Raw genomic sequence first — 21659 nt, forward strand, 5'->3', positions numbered from 1 at the left:
CATGTCCATCCCTCATGCCCTCGCGCCGCTGGTGCTCGCCCTCGCGCTGTCGGGCTGCGCGGTCGGCCCCGACCATCGCCCCGCCGAGACGCCGGCACCCGCCGACTGGTCGGCCTGGCACGGCGGCGCCGATGCGCTGCTCGGCGCCGAGCGGCGCGCCGGCGTCTCGGCCGCCCCCAGCGACTGGCAGGCCTTCGGCGATCCGCTGCTCGAGAGCCTGCAGGCGCGCGCGCTCGCGGCCAACCACGACCTGCAGACGGCCGCCTTGCGCTTCGCGCAGAGCCGCGCCCAGCGCGGCGCCACCGCGGCGCAGCAAGGGCCGCAGCTCGAGGCGAGCGCGGGCGTCAACCGCCAGCGGCAGAGCGAGAGCGGCGCGGCCACGCGCATGATCGACGCGATCGGTTCTTCGGCCGGCAACCGCGAGCAGCTGATCCGCTCGCTGTCGCAGCCCTTCGACCTCTACCAGGCCGGCTTCGACGCCTCGTGGGAGATCGACCTCTGGGGCCGCGTGCGGCGCGCGGTCGAGGCCGCCGATGCCGACAGCGCCGCCTCGGCCGCGCTGCTGCGGCAGGCACAGCTCAGCGTGCAGGCCGAGGTCGCGCGCAACTACGTCGAGCTGCGCGGCAGCCAGCGCGAGCTGCAACTGGCGCGCGCCGACCTCGCGGCCGCCGGCGAGTCGCTCGAGCTGGTGCTGGCCCGCGCGCGCGGCGGCCTCGTGACCGAACTCGACCCGGTGCGCCAGCGCGGCCTGCTGGCCGAGCTGCGCGGCCGCATTCCGGCGCTGCTGCAGCAGGAGGCGCAGGCGATGAACCAGATCACGCTGCTGCTCGGCGCCGCGCCGGGCGCGCTCAATGCCGAGCTCGCGGCGCCGGCCGATGCCACCGCGCAGGACCGCGCCCTGCCCGAACTCGCGCTGGGCCTGCCGGCCGAACTCGCGCGGCGCCGGCCCGACATCGCCGCCGCCGAAGCCCAGTTGCATGCCGCCACCGCGCGCGTGGGCGTGGCGGTGGCCGAGCTCTATCCGCGCGTGACGCTGGGCGCGAGCTTCGGCAACGAATCGGTGGGCCACGAGCGCTTCGGCGACTGGGGCAGCCGGCAGTGGCAGGTCGGCCCCTCGCTGAGCCTGCCGATCTTCGACATGGGAAGGCGCCGCAGCACCGTGACCCTGCGCGAGCTGCAGCAGCAGGAAGCGGCCGTCGCCTTCCAGCAGACGGTGCTCAAGGCCTGGCACGAGATCGACGGCGCGCTCAGCGCCTATGCGGCCGAGCGCCGCCGCCAGGCCGAGCTGGCCGAGCGCGAGCGCGAGAGCGCCGATGCGCTGGCGCTCGCGCAGGCGCGCTACGCGGGCGGGCTCACCGATTTCGGCGTGGCGCTCGATGCCCGCCGCACCCTGCTGCAGGCCCAGCGCGACCGGGCCCAGAGCCGCGCCCGGCTGGCCATCGACTGGGTCGCGGTCTGCAAGGCGCTGGGCAGCGCGCCGCCCAGGGAAGCGGTCGCCGCGGCGGCATCGGGGCCGCCAATTTGATACATTGCAACAACGTTTGAAACACAAACACACAATCCATCTAGAATTACTACCGGTTTCGGTAGTTGACGGATGGGTTTTGTCCGCGCGCCCCTGAGGCGCGGCCCGATCGGCACTCCCGGCACCCCCTGCATCGCAGGGCCGCCCGACGGGGGTCGCGCACGGCGAACGGCCGGCTCCCGGCGCCGACCGTTCGCGCTTTGCGCCCCCGCCGCGGGGAAGACCGATGCGAGCCTTCTCCTCGCTGCAAGCCGGTACACGCCGGCTGTGCGCCGCCCTGCTGGGGGCGGTGGCCCTGCTGGTCGCATCGCCCGCGGGCGCGGTCGTGCTCGACGAGATCGGCCGCGGCACCGCCAGCGTCCACCGCCTGAAGTTCTTCGTCGATCCGCAACTCGCGGCCGAGATCGGCGGCGCCGAGGCCGGCCGCCGGCTGGCGCAGTACGTGGCCGACGTGAACACCGTCTTCACGCGCGAATCGGTGCGCGGCTTCGGCTTCGATCCCGCCGCCGACCTGCAATGGATCGCGCCGGCACAGGCGCCGCAGTGCAGCCTCAACGGCCTGGTCAACGGCGAGATCGCGGTCTGCATCAACAAGTCGACGCGCGGCTACAGCCACGGCGGCCTGACGATGAGCTGGACCTTTCCGGCGCGCGGCGCGACCTGGAACCTCAACTGGACCGCGATCCACGACCCGCTGCGCCTGTCGCGCGCCATCGCGCCCGGCGCCGTCGAGTCGACCGAGAAGGACTACCTCGGGCGCCAGCTCAAGACCCTGCTGCACGAGCTCGAGCACGTGTTCGGCGCCGGCTCGGGCGAGTACTACAACGCGATCGCGGTGGCCGACACCACCGACGTCGCGCCCAAGGCCGACCTCGACCTCACGAAGCCCGCCGACCGCTACTGGTGGCCGCGCCAGCACTGGCGGCTCGATCCGCTGCTGGGCACGGTGTTCGAGGAGCGCTTCGACCCCGCGGCCAACCGCGTCGCCACGCTCGAGATGATCCGCTTCACCGAGGGCACGAAGGCCAACCTCGACACCGACTGGAGCAACTGGCCCAAGCTCGGCAGCTCGAAGTTCATGGCCGGCACCACCGCCACCCAGGTGCGCGTGAGCGAGCGCGAAGGCGGCGCGGCGCTGCCCGGCGCGCAGGTCTGGGTGTGGCGCGATCCGGGCGCGGGCAAGCCGCTGGAGCCGATCGCGCAGGGCGTGTCGGACGCGGGCGGGCGCTTCGTCTTCGACTGGCGCTGCGGCTTCACCTGCTTCGCGGTCGGCAAGACCAACCTGCTGGTGAAGGCGCAGGCACCGGGCCGCGCGCCGGGCGCGAGCTGGTTCACCATCTTCGACGCCTTCGAGCAGAAGGCGGTGCGCGGCCAGGCCATGTTCACCATCGAGCTGCCGCTGGGCCTGCCCGACGAGCACAAGCCGGTGGTCTCGCTGGCCGCACCGGCCATGGCGACCGTGGGCCAGCCGGTGACGCTGGCGCCGGTGGCGGTCGACAACGTGGGCGTGTGGGGCCTCAAGGTGATGGGCGCGCAGAGCCTGCCGATCTGCAGCTTCACCGCGCCGCCCTACACCTGCAGCTGGACGCCGACCGCGCCCGGCATGCAGACCATCCGCGTGATCGCGATGGACGCGGCCGGCAACACGGCGCAGGCCTCGGCCAACGTGATGGTCAACCCGCCGGCCGACACGCTGCCGCCCGCCGTGGCCTTCGTCGCGCCGCCGACCGCAGCGGCCGGCCTGCCGCTGCGCCTGGCCGCGAGCGCGGCCGACAACGTGGCGGTGGCCGAGCTCAAGTTCATCGCCGACGGCCGCACCGTCTGCACGCTGCGCGCCGCGCCCTACGTGTGCAACTGGACGCCGACGCGCGCGGGCCATGCGGTGATCGAGGTGCGCGCCTCGGACGCGGCCGGCAACATCGCGGCCGTGTCGGGCGGCGTGCGCGTCGAGGGCGGCCTGCGGCCCGAGGACCTGTAGCGCGGCCCTACATGCCCCGGTCGCTGCGCTGCCGCTGCGCCGTCATCAGCGCCGTGTGCATGGCCTCGCGCATCGCGGCCAGCGTGCGGCTGTCGTCGTCGGTCTTGCGCGTGACCAGCGACAGCTGCAGCATCGGCGCGCCGCGGCCGAGCCGCACGATGCGCACCGGGTAGGTGGCCACCAGCCCCGGGTCCGCGATCTGCACCACCGAGATCCCGAGGCCGCCGCTGACCATGGCCACGATGGCGGGCGTGCTGTCGAACTCCAGCGTGCCACGCTTCTCGCGCACCTGCGTGCTCACGAAGCGCGCGGCCAGCGTGCCGGTGACGGTGGAGCGGTCATAGCGGATCCAGTCGTACTGCTTGAACAGCGCGGCCACGGAGCTCTCGGTGGCCGTGGGCGGCGCCACCAGCACCAGCTCGCGCCGCAGCATCGGCTGCCAGCGCAGCCGCGCCGAACCGCCGCTCTCTGGCTGCGCCACCAGCGCGGCGTCGAGGTCACCGGCCTTCACCGCCGCGATCAGCGACGCGCTGCGCCCGCGCGCCGGGCGCAGCTCCAGCCGCGGATAGCGCTCGCGCAGCAGCCGCATCGTGGCCGGCAGCACGATGGGCTGCATCGACTCGATCACGCCGAGCCGCACGCTGCCCTCGATGCTCACGGTCGCGCGCTTGCGCAGCGACTCGAGCTGCTGCAGCGCGTCGCGCATGACCGAGGAGACCTCGTGCGCCAGCTTCATCGGCTTGACCTGCAGGCCCGAGCGGTCGAACAGCGGCTGACCCAGGTAGGCCTCGAGCTGCTTCATCTGCATGCTGATGGCGCTGGGCGTGAGGTTCATCTCGTGCGCGGCCGCCGCCAGGGTGCCGCCGCGCAGCACGGCGTAGGGCCTGTTAACGCTATTCAAGGGGTCGCGCTGCTGCGCAAAGGGGCTGGATGCAAGGCGCCCGCGCGCAGCAAGGCTGATGCCTTGCAAGCGCGGGCAACGCCGCAGACGGCCCCTTTGCGCAGCAGCCCGGAGGGGAGCTCGCCAGAGCCCGCCCCTCCGCGTTGCGCTCCTAGCGTGTGCGGACGCACACGCGTCGTCACGCGCCTTGATGGGCGGGCTCTGGCGAGCTTCGCGACCCCTTGAATAGCGTTAACAGGCCCTAGCGTGGAGAAGGCATCGATCTTCATCAAATTTCCTTATCTAAGACTTGAAATAGTGTCGCTTTTTCTTTGCATCGCGCGGTCCTAGACTTTTTCCCACGACACCCGAGGACCCGATCGAATGAAAGACACGCAACCCACCGCCCCTCTTGCCTGGACCGCCGAAGAGGTGCGCCAGGACAGCTCCTGGATCCAGCGCCTCAGCGAGACGGAGGTCGACGGCTTCCGCTCGGCGCTGCGGCATGCGGCCGCGCTCGGCAAGCCGCTGCTCTCGATGACGCAGGCCGACTTCCCGCTGCCCGCGGCCTCGCGCGAAGCGCTGGCCCGCGCCATCGCGACCACGCAGGGCCGCTGGGGCATGTGCCTGCTCAAGGGCTTCCCGGTCGACGAATGGAGCGAGGACGAGACGCGCACCGCCTACTGGGGCATGAGCCTGCACATGGGCGTCGGCCGCACGCAGAACCGCGCCAGCCAGGTCATGAACGACGTGCGCGACGAAGGCGGCGACTACAAGGTCAAGGGCGGCCGCGGCTACAACACCAGCGCCGGCCTCGATTTCCACCAGGACTCGTGCGACGTGGTGGGCCTGCTGTGCCGGCGCACGGCCAAGAGCGGCGGCACCAGCAAGGTCATCAGCTCGATCCGGCTGCGCGACGAGGTGCAGCGCCTGCGCCCCGACCTGATCCCGGTGCTGCAGCAGCCCTTCTTCCACAGCTACCAGGGCACGCAGGATCCGTCGCAGCCGCCGTTCTACCGCTGCCCGATCTTCGGCAGCGACCCGTTGCATTTCGCCGCCCGCACCAACCGCAAGAACACCGATGCGGCGCAGCGCGACTTCCCCGAGGTGCCGCGCCTCACGCCACAGCAGGTGGAGGCCCTCGACCTGCTCGACGCGCTGATGCCGAGCCCGCTGCTGTGCTACTCCATGACCCTGGAGCGCGGCGACCTGCAGCTGCTCAACAACTACGTGACCCTGCATTCGCGCACGCCCTTCGAGGACTTCGAGGCGCCCGACGACAAGCGCCACCTGCTGCGCCTGTGGCTCGCGATCCCCTCGTCGCAACCGCTGCCCGCTGCCTTCGAGGAGTACTACGGCGACGTGCGCGCGGGCGCGGTGCGCGGCGGCGTTCGCGGCAGCGCGATCACGTCCGAGTTCCTGGCCTACGAGCAACGGCAGGCCCGGGCCCTGAACATGCGGCTCGAGCCCTGGCGGCCGAAGCGGCTGGCGGCGGACGCCCTGGCCTGAACCGCGCGCCGGCACCGGCCGGCCCGGCCCCCGATGACAACGAAAGAGAGACAAGCATGCTTCGACGCAGATTCATCGCCGCGGGCGCCAGCGCCTCGGCCCTCGCGAGCTTCGGCGTTCGCGCGCAGCAGGTCACACGCCTGCTCGTGGGCGCGACGCCCGGCGGCGGCACCGACATCGTGGCGCGCGCGCTGGCGCAGGAGCTCACCACGCGCCTGGGCCACCAGTTCATCGTCGAGAACCGCCCGGGCGCGGCCGGCAACATCGCGGCGCTGGCCGTGGCCAAGGCGCCCACGGACGGCAGCACGCTGCTGCTGAGCTACACCAGCCACGCCATCAATGCCTCGCTGTACCCGAGCCTCCCCTTCGATCCGCAGAAGGACTTCACGCCGCTCGCGGGCATCGCCAGCCTGCCGGCCATCCTGATCGCACGGCCCACGCTCCCGGCCAACGACGTGCGCGAGCTGATCGCGCTGGCCAAGCGCGAACCGGGCAAGCTCAACGTGGCGATCGCGGGCATGGGCAGCGCCAACCACCTCGCGGGCGAGATGCTCAAGCGCGACGCGGGCATCGACATCGTGGGCGTGCCCTACAAGGGCACCGGGCCGGCCATCGCCGACGTGGTGGCGGGACAGATCGACCTGGCCTTCGCGGGTGTCGCCACGGTGCAGCAGCTCGTGAAGGCGAAGCGCCTCAAGGCCCTGGGCGTGACGAGCGAGAAGCGCCTCGCGGCCTTTCCCGACGTGCCGGCCGTGGCGGAAGTGTTGCCCGGCTATGCGTACAGCTCGTGGTATGGCCTGTTCGGGCCGGCGCAGATGCCCGCGCCGCTGGTGGCGCGCATCGCCGACGCCGCGCGCGCCGCGCTGGGCTCCGAGCTCATGCGCGCGCGCTTCAGGGACGAAGGCCTGGTGCCGATGGGCACCGGCCCCGACGAGTTCGGCGCCTTCGTGCGCAGCCAGGGCCTGTTAACCCTATTCAAGGGGTCGCGAAGCTCGCCAGAGCCCGCCCATCAAGGCGCGTGACGACGCGTGTGCGTCCGCACACGCTAGGAGCGCAACGCCGAGGGGCGGGCTCTGGCGAGCTTCCCTCCGGGTTGCCCCGCAAAGGGGCCGTCTGCGGCGTTGCCCGCGCTTGCAAGGCATCAGCCTTGCTGCGCGCGGGCGCCTTGCATCCAGCCCCTTTGCGGGGCAACGCGACCCCTTGAATAGGGTTAACAGGCCCTGGATCACGCGCTGGGGCAAGGTGGTGGCGGCCACGGGCGCCAAGCCCGAGTGAGCGGCGGGCGGGCGCCGCGGGCCCGCGACGCGCTTCTCCGAGCGCCTGCAAGGGTTTCCCCTTAAGACTAGCCTTCGCGTCCTCCCACGGCGTCGCCGGACGCCGCAGCCCTCTTCTTTCCGCGAGCGATGGCCTCCCTGTTTTCCCGTCAAGAGATCCATGCGGTCGGCCCGGGCCTGCCGGCCCACGAACGCTTCGGTTCGCTGCTCGCCGTCATGCTCGGCGTGTGCGTGGCCAGCCTCGACACCGCGATCGCCAACACCGCCCTGCCCACCATCGCCAACGAACTGCGCGTGAGCGAGGCCGCCTCGACCTGGGTCGTCAGCGGCTACCAGCTCGCGATGGTGGCCGCGCTGCTGCCGGCCGCGGCACTCGGCGACGTGCTCGGCCACCGGCGCGTGTTCCTCTGGGGCCTGGTGCTGTTCACTGTGTCCTCGCTGGGCTGCGGCCTGGCCGATTCGCTGCCCGCGCTGGTCGGCTGGCGCGTGGTGCAGGGCCTGGGCGCCGCCGGCGTGATGGGCGTGAACGGCGCGCTGGTGCGCGTCATCTACCCCTCGGGCATGCTGGGGCGCGGCCTGGGCGTGAACGCGCTCGTCGTGGGGCTGGCCTTCGCGGGCGGGCCCACGGCGGCGTCGCTGGTGCTGCTGCTGGGCTCGTGGCACTGGCTGTTCCTGATCAACGTGCCGATCTGCGCGGTGGCGGTGTTCTACGGCCTGCGCTTCCTGCCGGCCACCGAGCGCCACGGCCACGGCTTCGACGGCCTGGCTGCGCTGCTGTGCGCCGCCGCGCTCGCGCTGCTGGCCTCCACGCTCACCGAGGCCGCGCACCAGGCCACCGTCGAGTCGGTGGTCGTGCAGGCGGTGCTGGGCTTCGGGCTGCTGGCCTGGCTGCTCAAGCGCCAGTCCGGGCACCCGGCGCCGATCCTGGCCGTGGACCTGCTGCGCAATCCCGTGTTCGCGCTGTCGGCGGCCACGGCCGTGTGCTCGTTCGCGGCGCAGGCGCTGGCCTTCATCTCGCTGCCCTTCCTGTTCCAGGCGCTGCTGGGCTACTCGCAGGTCGAGACCGGCTTCCTCATCACGCCGTGGCCGCTGGTGGTGGCCGCGATGGCCCCCGTGGCCGGGCGCCTGTCGGACCGCTACGAGTCGGGCATGCTCTGCGGCGTCGGGCTGGCGCTGCTCGCGCTGGGCCTGCTGTCGCTGGCGCTGCTGCCGCCGCATCCCACGGTGGCCGGCATCGTCTGGCGCATGGCGCTGTGCGGCGCGGGCTTCGGCTTCTTCCAGTCGCCGAACCTGCGCGCCATCATGGGCTCGGCCCCGGCCTCGCGCAGCGGCGGTGCCAGTGGCATGGTCGGCACGGTGCGGTTGCTGGGCCAGTCCTCGGGCGCGGCGCTGGTGGCGGCCTGCTTCCATGTGTCGAGCACGAATGGCGCGGTGTACGCGCTGTGGCTGGGCACCGCGTGCGCCGCGAGCGCCAGCGTGTTCAGCTTCCTGCGGCTCCGGCGAAGGGCGCTGGCAGCCTAGTCACTTCCGGTTCGTGAAGCTGGCGTTGCCCAGCCCGGTGCCGATGGTCAGCACCGCCCAGTGGCCGACATCGCGCATGAACGGCAGCTCGCTCAAGCCCTGCACCACCGCGTCGTTGTGCATCAGCACCAGCGTCGGGCCCGAGCCGATCATCGGCATGCGGCGCCACAGCGCGCTCGGCAGGTGGAAGTTCTCGCTCTCCCAGTCGCCCGGCAAGTTCTGCGCGCCGCGCGCGATCGAGCCGTCCTTGCGGATCAGGCCCGGGCAGGCGATGCCGATGAAGGGCGCGAGCCGGATCTTCTTGCGTTCGGCATAGCGCACCATGTCCTCGAGCATGCCGGCCACGTGCTCGACGAAGTTGGTGCGGCTGGGCTTCTCGTCGGCATGGCGCCACTTCTCGCGCCGCACCACCTTCGCGAGCGAGAAATCGCGCGCCTTGCGGTGGCGCGTCTTCACGATGCCGCAGCGCACGTTGGTGCCGCCGATGTCGATCGCGAGGATCGCGTCGTGCTTCTTGAGCATCTCGGGCGGCGTCAGGTGCACCCAGCCGATCAGCCCGCCGTCGTCGACCTCGTGCGAGAGCCGGCCGAGCTGCACGTGCACGCCCATCTCCTCGAGGATCGCGCCGGCCTCGAGGATCGCGCGCTCGCCGGCCTCGCTCTCGGGAAAGCCGCCGCCCACCACGATGCGCTCGACCTTCTCCCACGAGGGCTGGTGCAGGAAGCGCTGGATCACCGCCGCGAGCTCCTGCGCGAACTCGCCGATCGCGCTGTGCATCACGTTGGCCGCGTCGCTGACCTTCTGGCCGCGCAGCAGCCGGTCGAGCTCCTTCTTGCTCATGTCGCGCGAATGCCGCAGGCCCAGCGGATCGGTGCCGTCGCTGCGGTGCTTGCGGCGCCAGCGCTCGAGCAGCGCGCGAAACGCGGTCTGGCTCGCCTGGTCGCCGACGAAGCCCTCGTTGTCGCGCAACTGCAGGCTGTAGCCGTCGACCTGCAGCTTGGGCAGTTCGCGCAGGCCGTGGACGTCGGGGCCGGGCAGGTCGATCTTGGGAGGCTGGCGGGGCTTGGCCGTGGGCTTGGTCGTGGTCTTGGAAGACTTCTTGGCGGGCTTGGGATTCATGGCTTTCGACTATGCGACGTGGCGCGGTGCGAACGCATCGGCTTCGCGCACCACGGCGTGTAGGAGACGGGCGGGTACCGCCACGGCTCAGACGGCCGGCAGCGCCGCGAGCAGGCGCTCGGCGAGCGCGCCCGGCACTCTTCTTGTCACCGCATGCACCTCGAGTTCGAGCGCAAAACCGCGCGGCAGCTCGGCCCAGGCCACGCCCGAGGGCGCCAGCCGCTTCAGCCCGGACTGGACGATCGCCAGCCCCAGCCCGCAGGCCACCAGCTCGAGCACGGTGGAAGGCTCGGCCGCCTCGTGGCGGATGGCGGGCGTGAAGCCCGCGCGCCGGCAGGCCTCGAGCATCTGCGCGCGCCCCTCGGGCGTGGCCTGGCGCGGCAGGAAGACGAAGGGCGCGCCATCGAGCGCCCTGGCGCCGGCACGCCGGCCGGTGGCCAATGCATGGTCGGCCGGCAGCGCCAGCAGATAGGGTTCGCGCGCCACGCGCCGGCTCGCGAGCGCATCGTCCGACGCGGGCGGTGCCCGGTGCGTGAAGCCGATGTCGATGCGGCCGTCGCGCAGCGCCTCGAACTGCGCCGCGGACCGCGCAGCCTGCAGCTGCACCTCGGTGACCGGCGACTGCCGCCGCAGCGCGCGCAAGGCCTTGCGCAGCACGCCCGCATGCAACGCGCTCTCGACATGGCCGATGGCCACGCTGCCGGCCCGGCCCGCGGCCTCCTCGCGCACGCGGGATTCGAGCCGCGCCGAGGCGGACAGCAGCAGCCGGCATTCCTCGAGGAAGCGCTGCCCCGCCTGCGTGAGCTTGAGCCGCTTGCCGCTGCGCGCGAACAGCGCCAGGCCCAGCCGCTCCTCGAGCGCGATGACCTGCCGGCTCAGCGGCGACTGCGAGATGTGCAGGCGCTCGGAGGCGCGCGCGATGCTCTGCGTCTCGGCGACCGCGACGAAATAGTGGAGCTGCTGCAGATCGAGCATGTCGGACCTTTTCTGTCTCATTCATTGCCGAAACGGACGTGGACGAGCATAGACCGAAGCGCGACCATGGCGGCCATTCACCACTGCCCCCTGGAGCAAGCACATGGCACTCACCCGATTCGGATTCATCGTCACCGGCAACGGGCTCGACCCCGCACGCGACCGCAGCGTGCTGGCGTCCCCGCACTTCCACATGGTGACCATCGGCGTGGCGAGCGCCGCCCAAGGGCCGCAGGCCGCGCGTGCCCTGCTGGCAGAGGGCGTGCACCTCATCGAGCTCTGCGGCGGCTTCGGCCCCGCGGGCACGGCGGCGGTGCTCGCGGCCGTCGATGGCGCGGTGCCGGTCGGCTCGGTGGGCTACGGCCCCGAATCGATCGCGGGGCTGGCGCGGCTGTTCGCCTGAGTGCCCCGGGTGGCCGCGCGCCACGCATGCCGATACACTGGTCCGGATGCAATCGCCCCGCCGCCACCTCTGGCGCGCCATCCTGCTGTTCTCGCTGGCCTGGCTCGGTGTCGCGGCATCCGCGCAGACCACCGACGACGGCACGCTGCGCGTCGGCTCGAAGCGCTTCACCGAGTCCTACATCCTGGCCGAGCTGCTCGCGCAGACCGCCGCGCCGCATCTGGCGAACAAGCCGGTGGTGCGCCAGGGCCTGGGCAACACGGCCATCGTCTACGAGGCGCTGCGCTCGGGCGCGATCGACCTCTATGCCGAATACACGGGCACCATCGCGCTCGAGATCCTCAAGGGCTCGCCCGCGGCCACGCGCGAGCAGATGAACGCCTCGCTCGCGCCACTGGGGCTGGGCGTGGCGATACCGCTGGGCTTCAACGACGGCTATGCGCTCGCGGTGCGCGCGGCCGATGCCGACCGGCTCGGGCTGCGCAGCCTCGGCGACCTCGCGAAGCATCCCGAGCTGAAGCTCGGCCTGTCGAACGAGTTCATCGGCCGCGCCGACGGCTGGAAGGGCCTGGCCGCGCGCTACGGCTTCACGCAGACGCCCACCGGCCTCGACCACGGCCTGGCCTACGACGCGATCGGCGCGAAGCAGGTCGACGTGATCGACATCTACACCACCGACGCCAAGATCGACCACCTGGGCCTGCGCGTGCTCGAGGACGACCGCCAGTACTTCCCGCGCTACGACGCGGTGGTGCTCTACAAGCTCGACCTGCCGCAGCGCCTGCCGAAGGCCTGGGCCGCGCTGCAGAAGCTCGAGGGCCGCGTCGACGAGCACGCGATGATCGCGATGAACGCGCGCGCCGAACTGCAGAGCGTGCCCTTCGACACCATCGCGCGCGACTTCCTCGCGAGCGCCGGCAAGGACGGCGCGGCGCCGCAGGATACGCGGCGCGGCTTCACGGCCAAGCTCTTCGGCCCCGATCTCTGGCAGCTCGCGCGCCAGCACCTGCTGCTGGTGGCGCTGTCGGTGGGCGTGGCGATCCTCATCGGCGTGCCGATCGCGATCCTGGTGTTTCCGCACCTGCGGCTGCGCGCCCTGGTGCTGGGCGTCGCGAGCCTGATGCAGACCGTGCCCTCGCTGGCGCTGCTCGCGGTGCTGATCTCGATGCTCGGCGCCATCGGCACCCTGCCCGCGCTGATCGCGCTCACGCTCTATTCACTGCTGCCGATCATGCGCAACACCGTGACCGGCCTGGCCGAGGTGCCCAACGGCCTGCGGCTGGCCGGCACCGCGCTCGGCATGACCTCGAAGCAGAGCCTGCGGCTGGTGCTGCTGCCGCTGGCGCTGCCCACGCTGCTCGCGGGCGTGCGCACCGCCACCGCGATCGCCATCGGCACCGCGACCATCGCGGCCTTCATCGGCGCGGGCGGCTTCGGCGAACGCATCGTGACCGGGCTCGCGCTCAACGACCGCGAGCTGCTCGTGGCGGGCGCGCTGCCGGCGGCGGCGCTGGCGCTGCTGAGCGAGGGCGTGTTCGAGCTGGTGGAGTTCTGGCTGCGCCGGCGCCGCCGCGCGCCGCCGGCATCGACAGTGCCTTGAGGCCCTCGCGCAGCAGCCGCGCGCCCACGCCCAGCGGCTTGTCGGCGCGGTGGCAGAAGTAGGCGCGGTGGCCGGTCTCGCCGTCCACGCCGAGGCGGCCCACGGGCAACTGCACCAGCGTGCCCGCGGCGATGTCGGCGGCCACCAGCCACGACGGCATCTTTCCCCAGCCGAGGCCTGCGCGCAGCAACGCGAGCTTGATCTGCATGTCGCCCGCGCGCCAGGTGGTGGGCGAGAGCACGTCGAAGTCCTGGCCCGTGCTGAGCGCGCTCGCATCCTCCACCACGATCTGCAGATGCCGCGCGGCCGCGTCGTCGAGCGAGCCGCGGGCCTTCTTCCTCGCGAGCGCCGCCAGCGGATGCGCGGCGGCGGCCACCGCCACCATCGACAGCGGCATCAGGAACTCGCGCGCGATGCGCTCGTCGAGCTGCGAGAAGGCCGAGATCGCGATGTCGCAGCGGCCGCTGTGCAGCGCCTCGACCGGCGCGCCCATCGAGCCGTACTCGATGCGCATCGCGATGCCCGGATGCACCGCGTGCACGCCGCGGATGGCCGTTGCCACGAGGTCGATCGGGAACAGCGTGTCGACCGCGATCGAGAGGCCGAGCTCGATGCCCTGCTCGATCCCCTGCGCGCGGGCGCGCAAGGCATCGACCTTCGCGAGGATCTGCCGCACGTCGCCCAGCAGCGCCTGGCCCGCGGGCGTGAGCACCGGCTTGTGGCCCGAGCGGTCGAACAGCCGCACCTGCAGCTGCTGCTCGAGGTTGGCGACGGCCTGGCTCACGGCCGACTGCACGCGGTGCAGCCGGTCCGCGCCCGCGCGAAAGCTGCCGGCCTCGGCCACCACCACGAACATCTGCATCTGGGACAGCGTGAGCGCATCCAGCATGGGCTTCTCCTCTTTCAAGCAATGCGAGTCGATCGGTTCGATCGATGAAGTCGACCGATATTATTTGCTTTCGTCGATAGCCCTCGAAGGCCAGACTGGCGCCCATGCACTCCACGTCCGCGCCGCTGCCCTCCTCCGCCGCCACCACCGCCTGGACCGGCGTCGCCCTGGTCGTTGCCGCGGGCGTGATCGCCGCGCTGCAGGTCGGCAAGGTCGCGATCGCGGTGCCGCAATTGCGCGAGGACTTCGGGTTCGGCCTGTCGGCGATCGGCTGGCTGATGGCGGTGTTCTCGCTGCTCGGCGTGCTCGGCGCGATTCCGGTCGGCGCCTGGATCGCGCGCGCGGGCGACCGTCGGCTGCTCGCGGTCGGCCTGCTGGCGCTGGCGGTCGGCAGCACCATCGGCGCCCTGGCCGGCAGCCTGGCCGCGCTGCTGTTCGCGCGCGTGGTCGAGGGCCTGGGCTTCCTGCTGATCGTGATCGCCGGGCCCTCGCTGCTGCAGCGCATCGTCGCGCCCGCCGCCAAGGACCTGGCCTTCGCGATCTGGAGCTGCTTCATGCCGGTCGGCATCGCGATCGCGTTCTTCGTCGGCTCGGTGCTCGAGGGCTGGCGCGGCTTCTGGCTCGCGAACGGCCTGCTCGCGCTGGTGCTGCTGGCGCTGGTGCTGGCGGCCGTGCCGCGCGGGGAGCGCGATGCGCGCCGGCTGTCGTGGCGCGACATCGCGGGCGACACCACCCGCACGCTCGAAGCGCGCGCGCCGCTGCGGCTCGCGCTGTCCTTCGCGATCTACAGCCTGCAGTTCTTCGCGCTGTTCAACTTCCTGCCGGTGCTGCTGATCGAGCGCATGGGCGCGGGCGTGGCCACGGCCGGGCTGCTGAGCGCGCTGGCCTGCCTCGCGAACGTGGGCGGCAACCTCGCGGCCGGCCTGCTGCTGGCGCGCGGCACGCCGCGCTGGCGGCTGGTGGCGGCCGCGACCGCCACCATGGGCATCGCCGCGCTCGGCATCTTCCTGCCGCTCCTCGCGGCGCTGCCGACCTTCTTGCTGTGCCTGCTGTTCTCGGGCGCCGGAGGGCTGCTGCCCGCGACCCTGCTGGCCTCGGCCGAACGGGCCGCGCCACAGCCTCGGCTCGCGCCGCTCACGGTCGGCCTGCTGATGACCGGCAACAACGTCGGCCAGATGATCGGCCCGGTGCTGGTCGGCGGCGCGGTCGAGGCGCTGGGCTGGCCGGCCGCCGCCGCGATCGTGGCGCTCGCGAGCGTGGCGGGGCTGTGGGTGGCGATGGGGTTGCGGCCGCTGCGCTGAAAGCGCGGCCGCGAACGCTGCCTCAGGCCAGCGTGTAGGCCGTCTTCACCGTGGTGAAGAACTCCTGCGCATAGCGCCCCTGCTCGCGCGGTCCGTAGCTCGAACCCTTGCGACCGCCGAAGGGCACGTGGTAGTCCACGCCCGCGGTCGGCAGGTTCACCATCACCATGCCGGCCTGGCTGTGGCGCTTGAAGTGCGTGGCGTACTTCAGCGACGTGGTCGCGATGCCGGCCGACAGGCCGAACTCGGTGTCGTTGGCCGTGGCCAGCGCCTCCTCGTAGTTCTTCACGCGGATCACGCTCGCGACCGGGCCGAAGATCTCTTCCTTGTTGATGCGCATCGCCGCGGCCGATTCGCTGAACAGCGCGGGCGACATGTAGTAGCCGTCGGTGTCGAGCTTCAGGCGCTCGCCGCCGGCGGCCAGCACCGCGCCCTCGGCCTTGCCGATGTCGACGTACTCCAGGTCCTGCTCGAGCTGCGACTTCGAGGACACCGGGCCCACGTCGGTGCCCTGCGCGAGCGCGTCGCCGACCTTGATCTTGGCCATGCGTTCCTTCATCGCCTCGATGAACTTCGGGTAGATGCCCTCGGTGACGATCAGCCGGCTCGAGGCCGTGCAGCGCTGGCCGGTCGAGTAGAAGGCGCTCTGCGTGCTCAGTTCCACCGCCTGCGCGAGGTCGGCATCGTCGAGCACCACCTGCGGGTTCTTGCCGCCCATCTCGAGCTGCACCTTCTTGCCGTTCTTCACGCACTGCACCGCGATGTTGCGCCCCACGCCCACCGAGCCGGTGAAGCTGATCGCGTGGATGCCGGGGTGGTTGACCAGCGCATCGCCGATCACGCTGCCGCGGCCCATCACGAGGTTGAACACGCCGGCCGGAATGCCCGAGCGGCTGATGATCTCGGCCAGCGCCCAGGCGCAGCCCGGCACCAGGTCGGCGGGCTTGAGCACCACGCAGTTGCCGAACGCGAGCGCGGGCGCGATCTTCCAGGCGGGAATGGCGATCGGGAAGTTCCACGGCGTGATCAGGCCGACCACGCCCACGGGTTCGCGCGTGATCTCCACGCCGATGTTGGGCCGCACCGAGGGCAGCAGCTCGCCCGACAGGCGCAGGCACTCGCCCGCGAAGAACTTGAAGATCTGGCCCGCGCGCGTGGCCTCGCCGATGCCTTCGGCCTTGGTCTTGCCTTCCTCGCGCGCGAGCAGCGTGCCGAGTTCCTCCTTGCGCGCGAGGATCTCGTTGCCGATCTTGTCGAGCGCGTCGGAGCGTGCCTGCACGCTGCCCGTGGCCCAGGCCGGGAAGGCGGCGGTGGCAGCTGCCACGGCCGCTTCGACATGGCTCGCGTCGCCTTGCGTGTAGTGGCCCAGCACGTCGCCGAGGTTGCTGGGGTTGACGTTGGGGCTGTAGCTCGCGCCGGCGCGCCATTCGCCGCCGATCAGGTTGTCGTGGTTCTGCATGGAATGCATCCTTGTTGCTGCGTAAAGAACGGAATGAGGGGTGAGGCCGGCGGTCTCAGCGGACCAGGCAGGGCCGCTTGTTGTCGAAGCGCCAGCCGGGGATCAGGTACTGCATCGCCTGCGCATCATCGCGCGCGCCCAGGCCATGCTTCAAGTAGAGCGCGTGAGCTTTTTTGACTTCGTCCATGTCGAGCTCGACGCCGAGGCCGCCGCGCGTGGGCACCTTCACGAAGCCGCCCTCGATGCGCAGCGGCTCCTTCGTCAGGCGCTGGCCGTCCTGCCAGATCCAGTGCGTGTCGATGGCCGTGACCTTGCCCGGCGCGGCTGCCGCCACGTGCGTGAACATGGCCAGCGAAACATCGAAGTGGTTGTTCGAATGCGAGCCCCAGGTCAGGCCCCAGGCCTGGCACAGCTGGGCCACGCGCACCGAGCCGGCCATCGTCCAGAAATGCGGGTCGGCCAGCGGGATGTCGACCGACTGCAGCGACAGGCTGTGGACCATCTCGCGCCAGTCGGTGGCGACCATGTTGGTGGCCGTGGGCAGGCCGGTGGCACGGCGGAACTCGGCCATCACCTCGCGACCCGAGAACACGCCCTCGGCGCCGCACGGATCCTCGGCATAGGCCATCACGCCATGCAGGTCGCGGCACAGCCGCACCGCGTCGGCCAGCAGCCAGCCGCCGTTGGGGTCGAGCGTGACGCGCGCCTGCGGAAAGCGCTCGTGCAGCGCGCGGATCGCCTCGACCTCCTCCTCGCCGCGCAGCACGCCGCCCTTGAGCTTGAAGTCGGTGAAGCCGTAGCGCGCATGCGCGGCCTCGGCCAGGCGCACGATGGCCTCGGGGGTCATGGCCTCCTCGTGGCGCAGGCGGAACCAGTCGTCGGCGGCGCCGGGGTCGCTGTCGTACGGCAGGTCGGTCTTCGCGCGGTCGCCCACGTAGAACAGGTAGCCGAGCATCTGCACCGCGTCGCGCTGCTGGCCCTCGCCGAGCAGCGCCGCCACCGGCACCTCGAGGAACTGGCCCAGCAGGTCGAGCAGCGCGGCCTCGACGGCCGTGACCGCATGGATGGTCACGCGCAGGTCGAAGGTCTGCAGGCCGCGCCCGCCGCTGTCGCGCGCGGCGAACTCGCGGCGCATGGCGTTGAGCACGGCGTTGTGGTTGCCGATGGGCTGGCCCACGACCAGCGCGCGCGCGTCCTCGAGCGTCTGGCGGATCTTCTCGCCGCCGGGCACCTCGCCCACGCCGGTGCGCCCGGCGCTGTCGGTGAGGATCAGCAGGTTGCGCGTGAAGAAGGGACCGTGCGCGCCGCTGAGGTTCATCAGCATGCTGTCGCGGCCCGCGACCGGGATCACCTGCATCTCGGTGACGACGGGGGTGGAGGAACGGGAGTCCGGGAGCGTCATGGCTTTGGCGTCGGTTCTGAAGGCTGCGGGCCCACGGGGCCCTTGTCAATCGGCGTGATCAATCGGCGGTGATGTGGCGCGTCTCGATCAGGGTCTTCCAGCGCGTCCATTCGCGCGCCTGGAAAGCAGTGAATTCCTCCGGCGTGCTCGCGACGATCTCGAGGCCCTGCTCGAGCATGCGCTTCTTCGTCTCGGGATCCTGCATCGCGGCCACCACGGCATCAGCCAGCTTCTTCTTCGTGGCCGGCGGCAGTCCGCGCGGCGCGGCCACGCCCTGCCACGAATAGACCTCGGCGCCCTTCACGCCGGCCTCGGCCAGCGTGGGCACATCGGGCAACACGGGCGAGCGCTTGTCGCCGGTGACGGCGATGGCGCGCAGCTTGCCGGCACGGATGTGCGGCAGCACGGCATTGACGTTCTGGAACGAGAAGTCGACCTGGTTGCCGAGCAGGTCGTTGACCGCCGGCGCGCCGCCCTTGTAGGGCACGTGAACGCCCTCGGTCTTCGTCTGCTGCCAGAACAGCTCGGCTGACAGGTGATCGGAGGAGCCGTTGCCCGAGCTCGCGAACGAGACCTTGCCCGGCGTCTTGCGCAGCAGCGCGAGCACCTCGTCGACCGTCTTCTCGGGCCGCGCGACATTGGCCACCAGCACGTTGGGCGCCTGCACCGGCACGCTGATGTAGTCGAAGTCCTTGGTCGCGTCGTAGGGCACGCTCTTCTGCAGGTGCGGCGTGACCACGAAGGCGCCGAGCGAGGACACCAGCAGGGTGTAGCCGTCGGGCGCGGCGCGCTTGACGAAGCCGGTGCCGATGGTGCCGGTGGCACCGGGCCGGTTGTCGACCACGAAGCTGCCGCCGAGCTTCGTCTGCAACTGCAGCGCCAGCGCGCGCGCCACCATGTCGGTGGAGCCGCCCGCGGGGAACGGCACGATGATGGTCACGGGCTTCTGCAGTGGCCAGTCACCTTGTGCGGACGCGGCCATCGGCAGCCAGGCCGCACCGGCCAGGCCGACCAGGCCGGTCGCGAGCAATGCTCTGCGCTTCATGCGTGCCGTCCGCAAATCAGGAAGCGCGCACGGCCTGGCGCGCGAGCAGCTTCCAGTCGCCGCCCTGCTTCTGCCACACGCCGAGGATCTTCAGCGCCACCTTGCCGGGCTTGCCCGAGTCGTTGGTGTCGGCGGCCAGCGCATGGCGCACGATGGCGGTGCGGGCATCGACCACCTTCACGGTCTGCTCGGTGATGGTGATGGTCACGAAGTCGGACTTGCCGTCGAGCAGGTCGGCGATGAAGCTTTCCTTGGTGTCGACCTTGCCGCCCGAGTGGCCGTAGCTGAGCTCGTCGGCCACCAGCGCCGACAGCGCGGGACGGGTCGGGTCGACCATCGCGATGCGCAGGCGCTCGGCGGCCGCGGCCACGTCGGCCGCATCGGAGGCGCTGCCGCCGCCCGTGGGCATGACGTTGGCGCAGCCCGAGAACAGCGCCGCGGCGGCGGCAACGAGGAACAGTTTCTTCAGCATGTCGTCATCTCCGGTGTTGTGTGTTTCTAGGGCCTGTTAACGCTATGCAAGGGGTCGCGTTGCCCCGCAAAGGGGCTGGATGCAAGGCGCCCGCGCGCAGCAAGGCTGATGCCTTGCAAGCGCGGGCAACGCCGCAGACGGCCCCTTTGCGGGGCAACCCGGAGGGAAGCTCGCCAGAGCCCGCCCCTCGGCGTTGCGCTCCTAGCGTGTGCGGACGCACACGCGTCGTCACGCGCCTTGATGGGCGGGCTCTGGCGAGCTTCGCGACCCCTTGCATAGCGTTAACAGGCCCTGGTTCGACAGCGGCGCCGCTTACTGCGGACCCAGCTTCTCGATCAGCGCGGCGAGCTGCGCGACCTCGTCGGGCTTGAGGTCGGTCAGCGGCGCGCGCACCGGGCCGGCGTCGTGGCCGACGATCTTGGCGCCGGCCTTGACGATGCTCACGGCGTAGCCCGGCACGCGGTTGCGCAGCTCGAGGTAGGGCATGAAAAAGTCCTTCAGCAGGCGGTGCTGGGTCGGCAGGTCGTCGTTGGCGACGGCGTTGTAGAAGTCCATCGCGGTCTTCGGGATGAAGTTGAAGACGGCCGACGAATACACCGGCGTGCCCATGGCCTTGTAGGCCGCGGCATAGACCTCGGCCGTGGGCAGGCCGCCCAGGTAGGCGAAGCGGTCGCCCATCTTCTGGTAGATGGCGACCATCGCCTCGATGTCGCCCACGCCGTCCTTGAAGCCCACCAGGTTCGGGTTGCGTTCGGCCAGGCGCGCCAGCGTGTCGGGCTTGAGGCGGCTGGTGGCGCGGTTGTAGACGATCACGCCGAACTTCACACTCTTGCACACGGCCTCGACGTGCGCGGCGATGCCGTCCTGGCCGGCTTCGGTCAGGTAGTGCGGCAGCAGCAGGATGCCGTGCGCGCCGGCCTTCTCGGCCGCCTGCGCGCACTGGATCGCGAAGCGCGTGGGACCGCCGGCGCCCGCGATGATCGGCACCTTGCCGCGGCAGGTGTCGACCGCGGTCTGGATGATGCCGGGGTACTCCTCGCCGGTCAGCGAGAAGAACTCGCCCGTGCCGCCGGCCGCGAACAGCGCGCTGGCGCCGTACGGCGCGAGCCATTCGAGGCGCTCGATGTAGCCCTTCTTGTCGAAGTCGCCGTTGGCATCGAAGTCGGTCAGCGGGAACGAGAGCAGGCCGGAGCCCATGATGTTTTTGAGTTCTTGCGGGTTCATCGAAGAAAACGTCCAGTGAAAGAAATGAAGAAAGGGTTCGAAGCGGCGAGCGCGTTCAGTCGAGCTTGATGCTGGCGTCGGCCACCACCTTGGCCCAGCGCGCGCGTTCCTTGTTGAAGAACTGCTCCTCCTCGGCCGGGGTCATGGTCACCACCTCGGCGCCCTGCCCCGCGAGCCGCGAGCGGATGTCGGCCGTGCGGATGACGGCGATCAGTTCCTTGTTGAGGCGCTGCACGATCGCCTCGGGCGTGCCGCGCGCGACGCGCACGCCCTGCCAGGTGCCCGACTCGTAGCCGGGCACGCCCTGCTCGGCGATGGTCGGCACGTCGCCGATCAGCGGCATGCGCGTGGCCTTGGACACGCCCAGCACCTTGAGGCGGCCGCCCTGCACCTGCGGCAGGGTGGCGAGCATGCCGTTCATCAGCACCTGGGTCTGGCCCGAGACGGTGTCCTGCACCGCCTGCACGCCGCCCTTGTAGGGCACGTAGGTCCACTTCGCGCCGCTGGCGCGCTCGAGCGCCACGCCGGCCAGGTGCGGCGCGCTGCCGGTGGCGGTCACGGCGAAGTTCAGCTCCGAGGTCTTCGAGAGCGCGACCAGTTCCTTGAGGTTGTTGGCCTTCACCGACGGGTGCACCACCAGCAGGTGCGGCGAGTAGGCCAGCATGGTCACGCCGCGCAGGTCCTTCGACGGATCGAAGGACAGCCTGGTGTAGACCGAGGGGCTGATCGCCAGCGCGCCCACGTCGCACAGCAGCAGCGTGTAGCCGTCGGGCGCGGACTTGGCGACGAAGTCGGCGCCCAGGTTGCCGTTGGCGCCGGGCTTGTTCTCGACGATCACCGGCTGCTTCAGCGCTTCCGACAAGGGCTGGCTGATGGCGCGCGCAATGATGTCCGACGAACCGCCGGGCGGGTACGGCACCACGATGCGCAGCGGCTTCGCGGGCCAGCCGGCGGTGCCGGCTTGCGCCAGGGCGAACCCCGGCAGGCTTGCGGCCAACGTCGTGGCCAGTGCGGCGCTGAGCGCGCCGCGGCGTTTGATGGTCATCCTCTGCCTCCAGTTGTCTCGATGGTCGATGCCTCGCT

The 21659-nt window shown here is 71.3% G+C and carries 17 protein-coding genes and 1 pseudogene; 8 read left to right on the forward strand and 10 right to left on the reverse strand.

The genetic code is table 11. The annotated features are described in order from the left end of the window. Position 1: 1 nt before the first annotated feature. Together BM109_RS12255 and BM109_RS12260 are read left to right on the forward strand one after the other, a co-directional pair. Positions 2-1525: an efflux transporter outer membrane subunit gene (locus BM109_RS12255; protein WP_093343100.1), complete on the forward strand. Its 1524-nt coding sequence runs from the start codon at positions 2-4 to the stop codon at positions 1523-1525. A 226-nt stretch (positions 1526-1751) separates the two neighbouring features. After that, on the forward strand, positions 1752-3503 hold the full coding sequence (locus BM109_RS12260) for an Ig-like domain-containing protein (protein WP_177239323.1): 1752 nt from the start codon (positions 1752-1754) through the stop codon (positions 3501-3503). Between the two features lie 7 nt (positions 3504-3510). Here the strand turns inward: BM109_RS12260 and BM109_RS12265 are convergent, their stop codons facing one another. Then, positions 3511-4404, reverse strand: a complete 894-nt coding sequence (locus BM109_RS12265; RefSeq protein WP_256222521.1) for a LysR family transcriptional regulator — start codon at positions 4402-4404, stop codon at positions 3511-3513. A gap of 363 nt (positions 4405-4767) precedes the next feature. Between BM109_RS12265 and BM109_RS12270 the strand changes: the two genes are divergently transcribed. The 3 genes from BM109_RS12270 (at position 4768) to BM109_RS12280 (ending at position 8687) form a co-directional block, all read left to right on the forward strand. Further along, the gene (locus BM109_RS12270) at positions 4768-5892 is read left to right on the forward strand and encodes a TauD/TfdA family dioxygenase (protein WP_093343102.1); all 1125 of its coding nucleotides are present in this window, start codon (positions 4768-4770) and stop codon (positions 5890-5892) included. Positions 5893-5948: 56 nt separating this feature from the next. Next, positions 5949-6914: a tripartite tricarboxylate transporter substrate binding protein gene (locus BM109_RS12275; RefSeq protein WP_093343103.1), complete on the forward strand. Its 966-nt coding sequence runs from the start codon at positions 5949-5951 to the stop codon at positions 6912-6914. 381 nt (positions 6915-7295) lie between these two features. Beyond that, positions 7296-8687 (forward strand): MFS transporter, encoded by a 1392-nt coding sequence (locus BM109_RS12280; protein ID WP_093343105.1) that lies wholly within the window; start codon positions 7296-7298, stop codon positions 8685-8687. Here the strand turns inward: BM109_RS12280 and BM109_RS12285 are convergent, their stop codons facing one another. Then, on the reverse strand, positions 8688-9806 hold the full coding sequence (locus BM109_RS12285) for an ROK family protein (RefSeq protein WP_143129150.1): 1119 nt from the start codon (positions 9804-9806) through the stop codon (positions 8688-8690). 87 nt (positions 9807-9893) lie between these two features. Further along, positions 9894-10781 carry a LysR substrate-binding domain-containing protein gene (locus BM109_RS12290; RefSeq protein WP_177239324.1) on the reverse strand — a complete coding sequence of 296 codons (888 nt, stop codon included), beginning with the start codon at positions 10779-10781 and terminating at the stop codon, positions 9894-9896. A 103-nt stretch (positions 10782-10884) separates the two neighbouring features. Here BM109_RS12290 and BM109_RS12295 point away from each other — a divergent pair, with 103 nt between their 5' ends. Together BM109_RS12295 and BM109_RS12300 are read left to right on the forward strand one after the other, a co-directional pair. Beyond that, positions 10885-11184 (forward strand): DUF6506 family protein, encoded by a 300-nt coding sequence (locus tag BM109_RS12295; protein WP_093343108.1) that lies wholly within the window; start codon positions 10885-10887, stop codon positions 11182-11184. Positions 11185-11230: 46 nt separating this feature from the next. Then, positions 11231-12784 carry an ABC transporter permease/substrate-binding protein gene (locus tag BM109_RS12300; RefSeq protein ID WP_093343109.1) on the forward strand — a complete coding sequence of 518 codons (1554 nt, stop codon included), beginning with the start codon at positions 11231-11233 and terminating at the stop codon, positions 12782-12784. Here BM109_RS12300 and BM109_RS12305 read toward each other — a convergent pair. Then, positions 12774-13673: pseudogene (locus BM109_RS12305) on the reverse strand (LysR family transcriptional regulator); the annotation flags it as partial. The gene BM109_RS12300 and the pseudogene BM109_RS12305 overlap by 11 nt on opposite strands. A 104-nt stretch (positions 13674-13777) precedes the next feature. Here BM109_RS12305 and BM109_RS12310 point away from each other — a divergent pair. Continuing rightward, positions 13778-14974, forward strand: coding sequence for an MFS transporter (locus BM109_RS12310; protein ID WP_093343111.1), 1197 nt, complete (start codon positions 13778-13780; stop codon positions 14972-14974). A gap of 22 nt (positions 14975-14996) precedes the next feature. On the opposite strand, the gene BM109_RS12315 is transcribed toward BM109_RS12310, so the two are convergent. The 6 genes from BM109_RS12315 to BM109_RS12340 all read right to left on the reverse strand — a co-directional run bounded on the left by BM109_RS12315 (position 14997) and on the right by BM109_RS12340 (position 21621). Beyond that, on the reverse strand, positions 14997-16433 hold the full coding sequence (locus BM109_RS12315; protein WP_093343475.1) for an aldehyde dehydrogenase family protein: 1437 nt from the start codon (positions 16431-16433) through the stop codon (positions 14997-14999). Positions 16434-16488: 55 nt separating this feature from the next. After that, positions 16489-17835 (reverse strand): glucarate dehydratase, encoded by a 1347-nt coding sequence (gene gudD / locus BM109_RS12320; RefSeq protein WP_093343112.1) that lies wholly within the window; start codon positions 17833-17835, stop codon positions 16489-16491. A 58-nt stretch (positions 17836-17893) separates the two neighbouring features. Further along, entirely contained in the window at positions 17894-18880 is a 987-nt protein-coding gene (locus BM109_RS12325; protein WP_093343114.1) for a Bug family tripartite tricarboxylate transporter substrate binding protein, read from the reverse strand. A gap of 16 nt (positions 18881-18896) precedes the next feature. Continuing rightward, positions 18897-19352: a nuclear transport factor 2 family protein gene (locus tag BM109_RS12330; protein WP_093343115.1), complete on the reverse strand. Its 456-nt coding sequence runs from the start codon at positions 19350-19352 to the stop codon at positions 18897-18899. 312 nt (positions 19353-19664) lie between these two features. After that, a complete protein-coding gene (gene kdgD / locus BM109_RS12335; RefSeq protein ID WP_093343117.1) occupies positions 19665-20576 on the reverse strand; it encodes a 5-dehydro-4-deoxyglucarate dehydratase in 912 nt (303 codons plus the stop codon). A 55-nt stretch (positions 20577-20631) separates the two neighbouring features. Continuing rightward, complete coding sequence (locus tag BM109_RS12340; RefSeq protein ID WP_093343118.1) at positions 20632-21621, reverse strand: Bug family tripartite tricarboxylate transporter substrate binding protein; 990 nt, start codon at positions 21619-21621, stop codon at positions 20632-20634. Positions 21622-21659 lie beyond the last annotated feature (38 nt).

It is taken from the genome of Variovorax sp. PDC80, assembly GCF_900115375.1.
Classification (GTDB): domain Bacteria; phylum Pseudomonadota; class Gammaproteobacteria; order Burkholderiales; family Burkholderiaceae_C; genus Variovorax.